General features: G+C 57.9%; 1 pseudogene. It reads left to right on the top strand.

Annotation, left to right across the window (positions count from 1 at the left end):
- A pseudogene (locus tag AC1RP1_RS07940) lies at window positions 1-296 on the top strand (hypothetical protein); the annotation flags it as partial.
- Window positions 297-411 lie beyond the last annotated feature (115 nt).

The raw sequence follows: 411 nt of genomic DNA, 5'->3' as shown, positions 1-411 counted from the left end.
AGCGCGTCGAGTTTCACCCGCCAGTCCCGGCGTCGCCACCGATCCCGATTCCGGGACCGCTGCCGTCTCCTGTCGTCACGCCGCAGCCCGTTCCTGTGCCGCCTGCATCACGTCGTCCTATCGATCCGGGTCAGCCATACGGTCCGATTACGTTTCCCGTGATCGAGCCGAAATGGCCGTTCATCGATCCTATCACACTGAATACGGGTGGCATTCTCGAAGGTCAGAGCGTGCTGACGAGCGGCGGTATGGTCGAGATGCAGGACGCGCTTAAACCGGGCACGGTGGTTCACTGATGGGTAAGCGCTTCAAGGTCCGAGATAACAAGGCTATATACATCAACGCCATTGATTACAAGGATCAGAGACTGGTATCCGTTCGTCAGCAATACACGACGGCTAAGGAACCTGA

It is taken from the genome of Dellaglioa sp. CoH-56-MRSF-13, from assembly GCF_056782095.1.
Note: the sequence above shows the minus strand (reverse complement) of the source record. Positions and strands in the feature narration are given on the sequence as shown.